7 protein-coding genes are annotated in these 6,560 nt (G+C 71.9%); 4 read left to right on the forward strand and 3 right to left on the reverse strand.

What is annotated here, in order from left to right; translation table 11 throughout:
* The 4 genes from ACFE67_RS07890 to ACFE67_RS07905 all read left to right on the forward strand — a co-directional run.
* Positions 1 to 410: MaoC/PaaZ C-terminal domain-containing protein (locus tag ACFE67_RS07890; protein ID WP_375406325.1), on the forward strand; the 410-nt coding region annotated here is incomplete at its 5' end.
* Between the two features lie 42 nt (positions 411 to 452).
* Positions 453 to 1,652 (forward strand): UDP-N-acetylmuramate dehydrogenase, encoded by a 1,200-nt coding sequence (locus tag ACFE67_RS07895; RefSeq protein ID WP_375406342.1) that lies wholly within the window; start codon positions 453 to 455, stop codon positions 1,650 to 1,652.
* A gap of 114 nt (positions 1,653 to 1,766) precedes the next feature.
* Positions 1,767 to 3,023, forward strand: a complete 1,257-nt coding sequence (locus ACFE67_RS07900) for a polysaccharide pyruvyl transferase family protein (RefSeq protein WP_375406326.1) — start codon at positions 1,767 to 1,769, stop codon at positions 3,021 to 3,023.
* Between the two features lie 33 nt (positions 3,024 to 3,056).
* Positions 3,057 to 4,283, forward strand: coding sequence for a polysaccharide pyruvyl transferase family protein (locus ACFE67_RS07905; RefSeq protein WP_375406327.1), 1,227 nt, complete (start codon positions 3,057 to 3,059; stop codon positions 4,281 to 4,283).
* Between the two features lie 9 nt (positions 4,284 to 4,292).
* On the opposite strand, the gene ACFE67_RS07910 is transcribed toward ACFE67_RS07905, so the two are convergent.
* From ACFE67_RS07910 to ACFE67_RS07920, 3 genes are all read right to left on the reverse strand, one after another.
* Positions 4,293 to 5,144: an ABC transporter permease gene (locus ACFE67_RS07910; RefSeq protein WP_375406328.1), complete on the reverse strand. Its 852-nt coding sequence runs from the start codon at positions 5,142 to 5,144 to the stop codon at positions 4,293 to 4,295.
* On the reverse strand, positions 5,141 to 5,989 hold the full coding sequence (locus ACFE67_RS07915; RefSeq protein ID WP_375406329.1) for an ABC transporter ATP-binding protein: 849 nt from the start codon (positions 5,987 to 5,989) through the stop codon (positions 5,141 to 5,143). The genes ACFE67_RS07910 and ACFE67_RS07915 overlap by 4 nt, the downstream gene beginning before the upstream one ends.
* Positions 5,990 to 6,017: 28 nt before the next feature.
* The coding region (locus ACFE67_RS07920) for a Pr6Pr family membrane protein (RefSeq protein WP_375406330.1) at positions 6,018 to 6,560 on the reverse strand (543 nt) is incomplete at its 5' end.

Genomic DNA, 6,560 nt, shown 5'->3' on the forward strand with positions numbered 1-6,560 from the left:
ACGTCGTCGCGACCGGCGCGTTCGAGCTCGACCGTGACGATCTGGTCCGGTACGCGGGCGCGTCCGGCGACTTCAACCCGATCCACTACCGCGACGATGTCGCGACCTCCGTCGGGCTGCCCGGCGTCCTCGCCCACGGGATGCTCACGATGGGCCTCGCCGTCCAGCCGGTGATCGACCGCTTCGGCGGCGACCGCGTCCGCGACTACCAGGTGCGCTTCACCCGCCCCGTGCCGGTGCCGCCGGAGGGGACGGTCCGGCTCGAGATCGAGGCGAGGGTCGGCCTGCTCGACGGCGACGTCGCGCGCATCGACGTCGTCGCGAAGGTCGGCGGACAGACCGTGCTCGGCCGCGCGCAGGTCCGCGTCGCGCTGGGCCCACGCCCGTCGGAGGCTCCGCGTGCTGGGTGACTGCATGCGGAGGGGCGGCCGGCGACAGTGAGCACCGAGCAGATGGCGGCGGAGGACCTCCGCCTCGCGCGCCTCACGACCCTCAAGGTCGGAGGCCCTGCGACCCGCGTGGTCGTCGCGACGACCGACGAGGTCGTCGTCCGGACCGCGCTCGAGGCGTGGGCGGACGACGAGCCGCTGCTCGTGCTCGGCGGCGGGTCGAACGTGGTGATCGGCGACGCCGGATTCGCCGGCACCGTGCTCGTCGTGGCGACGCGCGGCATCGAGCGGATCGCCGACGCGGCTCATCTCACCGCAGGTCCGCCGTCGAGCGCCGCCGACCGACTCCGCTCGCTCGAGCGCTCCCTCCGGCCACAGCAGCAGCGGGAGCCGGTGCGGGTCCGGGTGCAGGCGGGGGAGTCGTGGGACGTGCTGTGCGCGGAGGCCGTCGCGCGGGGCTGGAGCGGGATCGAAGCGCTCTCCGGCGTGCCGGGCTCCTGCGGGGCCGCCCCGATCCAGAACATCGGCGCCTACGGCCAGGAGCTCGCCGCGACGCTCGCCGCGGTCGAGTTCCTCGACCGCGAGACCGGCACGATCCGGCGGCTGCCTGCGTCCGAGCTTCGGCTCGGGTACCGCACGAGCGTCTTCAAGCAGGGGCTGTCCGGCGTCGTGCTCGCGGTGGAGCTGCTCCTCCATCACGCCGTCGGGAACGCTCCGGTGCTCAGCTCGCCCGTCGCATACCCGCAGCTCGCCGACGCGCTCGGTGTGCCGCTCGGGGGCCGGGTGCCGATCGCCGCGCTCCGCGACACGGTGCTGCAGCTGCGCCGATCGAAGGGCATGGTCGTCGACCCGGGCGACCCCGAGTCCGTCAGCGTGGGCTCCTTCTTCACCAACCCGATCGTGAGCGAGCGGTTCGCGCACACGCTGCCGCGGGAGGCGCCGCGCTGGCCGACCTCCGGCGACGAGCCCGATGTGGTCGTGCCGCTCGGCGCCGCGCTGCCGCCCCGACCGAGCCGCGACGGCCAGCCGCAGGTCAAGCTGTCGGCCGCCTGGCTGATCGAGCACTCGGGGGTCCAGCGCGGCTTCCGGTTGCCGGGATCCGACGCGCACATCTCCCGCAAGCACACCCTCGCGATCGTGAACGGTGGGAGGGCGACGGCCGATCAAGTGCTCGAGCTCGCGCGATACATCCAGCAGCGCGTGCAGAGCGAGTTCGGCGTGATCCTGCAGCCCGAGCCCACCCTGATCGGCGCCGCGCTCTGACCGACGGCGTGCCGTCACGGCACGCGGCGTGGCGTCCATCCTGGGATCAGGTGCGCCAGTACCGTCCGTCGACGTACCCCGAACTGGGCGGGGCGCCGAGGGAGGGCTCGACCGATGGCACGCATCCTGCTCCGCGCACACAAGGACCCGTTCACGGTCGCGGCGCCCAGCAAGGTCTTCCGCAAGAACCTCATCGGGGAGAACGTCGGCAACCTCCTGTTCCAGCAGGCCAGCTACAAGCTGCTGCAGACCGAGGGGACGGAGGTCGTGACCGGCCGACTGCTCGGCGGCCGCGAGCAGGCCGAGCGGATCAACACCGAGTTCGACCATGTCGTCATCCCGCTCGCGAACGCCTTCCGGTTCTCCTTCCGGACCGAGCTCGACCGCATGACCGAGACGATCGAGTCGCTGACGGTGCCGGTGACCGTGCTCGGCGTCGGCGCCCAGATGCACCTCGACGGTGACATCGCCCGGCTGGGCAGGATGCGCGCGTCGGTCTCGCGCTTCATGCGCGCCGTGCTCGACCGGTCCCCGTCCGTCGGCGTCCGGGGCGAGTTCACCGATCGGTACCTGCAGTCGCTCGGCTTCACCGACACGGATGTCATCGGCTGTCCCTCCCTGTACATGAACGGGCCCGAGCTGCAGGTCACGAAGCGGGTGCAGCGGCTGTCCAAGCTCTCGAAGATCAGCCTCAACCTGACGCCGTACGTGACCGAGCTCGGTCCGCTCGTCGAGCAGCAGATGCAGCGCTACCCGCGCCTCCGGTACGCCGCGCAGCACCGGGAGGCGCTCGGCATGCTGCTCGGGGGAGCTCCCCTGACGGCGGAGGTGCTCGCGGAGGCGCAGCGAATGCTGCCCACGCATCACGAGCACCCGCTGATCGCCCGGAACCGCACGAGCTTCTTCGTCGACCCCCGCCCGTGGATCGACTACCTGTCCCGCTTCGACTTCAGCTTCGGCACACGGATTCACGGCAACATCGCCGCACTGCTCGCCGGTACGCCCGCCCACGTGCTCGCGCACGACTCCAGGACGCTCGAGCTCGCGCGGTTCTACGACATCCCGCACACCCCGATGCACCAGGTGACCGGCGACACCGACGCCGCCGACCTGTACGCGGCGTCGGACTACGCCGCCTTCAACGCCGGTCTGCCTGCGCGGTTCGCGCACTTCGCGGACTACCTGGAGGACCACCGCCTGCAGCACGTGTATCAGCCGGGGCAGGACGCGATGCGCTTCGAGCGCCGCGCTGCAGCGACCCCCTTCCCCGGCGACGTCTCGCGCAGCCTCGCCTACCGCCGTGCGTCCGCCGTCCGGGTCCTCCGCCGCTTCCCCTCCGGCGTCCGGCGCCCGGAGGCCGCGGTCGCCTGAGGCGTCCGCTGACCCGACCCGATCGAGCACTCGATGTCCCGGATCCTGCTGCGCGGGCACAAGGACCCGTTCCACGTCGTCTCGCCCAGGTCCACGCACCGCAACGACCTGATCGGCAGCAACGTCGGCAACCTGCTCTTCAGCAGCGCGTCCTACAAGCTGCTGCAGGTCGAGGGCACCGACGTGGAGGTGGGGTCGCTCACCGACGGCCGCAGGTCGGCGGAGCAGATCAACGAGCGGTACGACCACGTCGTCATCCCGCTCGCGAACGCGTTCCGGCCGAGCTTCGTCGAGGCGCTGGAGCGCATGACGCGGGTCATCGAGCAGCTTCGGGTGCCGGTCACGATCCTCGGCGTCGGCGCGCAGCTGCGGCTCGACGGGAAGGCGGAGCCGCTGGCGGGGATCGCTCCCGAGGTCTCGCGCTTCGTCCGTGCCGTGCTCGACCGGTCCCCGTCGATCGGCGTCCGCGGCGAGATGACCGAGCGGTACCTGCAGGGCCTCGGATTCACCGACGTCGAGGTGATCGGGTGCCCGTCCGTCTTCCTCCACGGTCCCCGCCATCGCGTCGTGAAGCGGGTGCCCGAGCTGACCCCGGCGTCGCGGATCAGCATGAACCTCTCCCCGTACGTCAAGAACCTCGGCCCGATCGTCGAGCGGCACACCGAGCGGTACGAGAACCTCCGGTACGCGGCGCAGCACCGCGAGGCGCTCGGGATGCTGCTGCACCGCTGGCGCCGGGGCGGTCCCGTCGATCCAGACCGGGCTCAGCTGCCGACCTACCGGGCCCACCCGCTCGTCCGGGACGGTCGCACCAGCTTCTTCGTCGATCCCGAGCCGTGGATGCGCTACCTCGCCGGCTTCGACTACAGCTTCGGCACCCGTATCCACGGCAACATCGCGGCCCTGCTCGCCGGCACGCCCGCCACCGTCCTGGCCCACGACTCCCGGACGCTCGAGCTCGTCCGCTACTTCGACATCCCCTATCGGGTGACGAGGCGGATGCCACCCGACCTGGACGCGGCCGACCTGTACGCGAACGCGGACTTCGGCGCGTTCAACAGCGGCCTCGCGGGCCGGTTCGACCGGTTCACCGCCTTCCTCGGCGATCACGGGCTGCGGCACGTCTTCGACGAGGGCGAGGACCCGACCCGCTTCGATCGCCGGGTCGCCGAGACCCGCTGGCCGGGCGACGTCGGGCGTCGTGTCCGCGTCCCGCGTCGGACTCCCGCTCGTCGGGCCGAGTACCCGGCGATCGCCTGACGCCTCCGCTCAGCCGTCCTTCCGCACCCACCGGAACGTGAGGCGTGCGGCGACGAGGCCGACGACCGTCCACGCGACCAGGACGAGCGCGGTCGTACCGAGGTCCCAGTCGCCGTGCTGCTCGGCCACCGCGAGGTGCTCGGGCAGGAACACCGAGCGCATGCCCTGCGCCACCCACTTCACGGGGAAGATGCCCGCGACGGTCTGCAGCCAGCCCGGCAGGTCGGCGAACGTGAAGTAGACCCCGGAGACGAACTGCAGCACGAGCAGGATCGGCACGATCACGGCGCTCGCGGACCGGCCGGATCGGGGGATGCCCGAGATCCCGATGCCGAGCACCGTCGCCATCACGATCGACAGCAGGAAGACCCAGATGAAGCGCACCCAGTGGGTCGCGTCTTGAGGTAGCGCGACGTCGAACAGGATCCGCGCCACGGCGAGCAGCAGGGCGAGCTGGATCAGCGCCGTCAGCAGCACTGACCCCGCCTTGCCCATGAAGTAGGACACGACCGGCAGCGGGGAGCCGCCGAGGCGCTTCAGCGTGCCGTCGCTCCGCTCGCCCGCGATCGCGATCCCGAGGTTCTGAATGCCCGAGAGCACGACACCCGCGGCGACGAGACCCGGCAGGGTGTACGCCGCGACGGAGATGCCGCCGGTGCCGTCGGGACGGGCGCCGACGGGGTCCGCGGTGCTGAACGCCGCCGCGAACACCAGGAAGATCACGGTCGGGAACAGGAACGTGAAGAAGACCGTGTCCCGCTCGCGGAAGTACTGCCGCACCTCCCATCGCACGCGGCCGATGCCGAGGCGGAGGGTGCGGCCCGGCCCGAAGGTCGAGGAAGGCTGCCTGGTCGCGGTCACTCGAACGCCTCGTCCCCGATCAGCCGGAGGTAGATCTCCTCCAGGGACGGTCGCCGGATCTCGACGTCCCGCGGCTCGCCGCCCGCGGCGGAGACGAGCCCGGCGACGAACATCGCGGGCTGCTCGGTCCGCTGCTCGTGCGCCCCCTCCGCATCGTGCCATCGCACGATCGGGATGCGCGCCTCGTCCGGTCCGATCGAGTCGACCGTGCCGATGTCGATCAGCCGGCCCGCGGCGATCACGGCGACACGGTCGGCGAGCGCCGCCGCCTCGTCGAGGTAGTGCGTCGTCAGCAGGATCGTCGTCCCCTCGCGCTTCAGCTGCTCGACGAGCTGCCAGAAGCGGCGCCTCGCCTCGGGATCGAACCCGGTGGTGGGCTCGTCGAGGAACAGCAGCTCGGGTCGGCCGACGATCCCGAGCGCTACGTCGAGGCGGCGCCGACGACCGCCGGACAGCGCGCTGATGCGCGTGCCGGCGTCGTCCATCAGGCCGACGGACTCGAGCGTCTCGTCGATCGGGCGCGGGTTCGGGAAGAAGGAGGCGACGTGGGTGAGCATCTCGCGCACCCGCGCGGTGCCGGCTTCGGTCGTCGACTGCAGCACGATCCCGATGCGCGCCTTCCACGCGAGACCTCCGCTGCCCGGGTCGGCGCCGAGCACGCGCGCCTCGCCGCCCGACCGGCGGCGGTACCCCTCCAGGATCTCGATCGTCGTCGACTTGCCCGCGCCGTTCGGCCCGAGCAGAGCGAACGTCTCGCCCTGCTCGATCGTGAAGGAGACGCCGGCGAGCGCGACGCGATCGCCGTAGCGCTTCGCGAGATCCACGACCTCCACGACGGGATTCATGCGGACGATCCTTCCGGCTCGAACATGCTCAGTGCAGGACTGCGGAGGCGGGCCGGAGCGCGAGCCGCAGGAGGGCCGCCGCCCCCGCGAACGCGCCGGCGACGAGCGCGACCCAGCCGGCGACCACGCCGTAGCCCTGCGCGGGGTCGAGGAAGGGGTACGGCACCCACCCGTCGGTCGCGCCTCGGACCAGCACGACTCCGGTCCAGACGAGCGGGTAGATCAGCACGACCGGCAGCAGGCGCACGGGCGGGCGCAGCCGATCCGGGGCGAGGAGCAGGTCGAGCAGCGCGGCGACCGGGGTGAGGGCGTGCAGCACGAGGTTCGCCCACGGCAGCGGGACGCCGCCCGCGGCGCCGAGTGGGGCGAGCAGCGCCCAGTAGACGACGCCGACGAGCACGAGGTAGGTCCCTGCGCACCAGCGCACGGCGACCCAGGCGGTGGTGGGCGGCGTGCCCCGCAGCAGCCGCATCCCGCCGACGACCGCGACGACTGCGCCGATCACGTTCGACTGCACGGTGAAGAAGCCGAAGAAGTTGAACGGCTTGACCGACCCGATCGCGGCGATGGT

It is taken from the genome of uncultured Amnibacterium sp., from assembly GCF_964244015.1.
Taxonomy (GTDB): domain Bacteria; phylum Actinomycetota; class Actinomycetes; order Actinomycetales; family Microbacteriaceae; genus Amnibacterium.

Coding starts and splice junctions, on each gene's coding strand:
- ACFE67_RS07895 (WP_375406342.1), top strand. CDS start 453: ATGGCGGCGGAGGACCTCCGCCTCGCGCGCCTCACGACCCTCAAGGTC.
- ACFE67_RS07900 (WP_375406326.1), top strand. CDS start 1,767: ATGGCACGCATCCTGCTCCGCGCACACAAGGACCCGTTCACGGTCGCG.
- ACFE67_RS07905 (WP_375406327.1), top strand. CDS start 3,057: ATGTCCCGGATCCTGCTGCGCGGGCACAAGGACCCGTTCCACGTCGTC.
- ACFE67_RS07915 (WP_375406329.1), bottom strand. CDS start 5,989: ATGAATCCCGTCGTGGAGGTCGTGGATCTCGCGAAGCGCTACGGCGAT.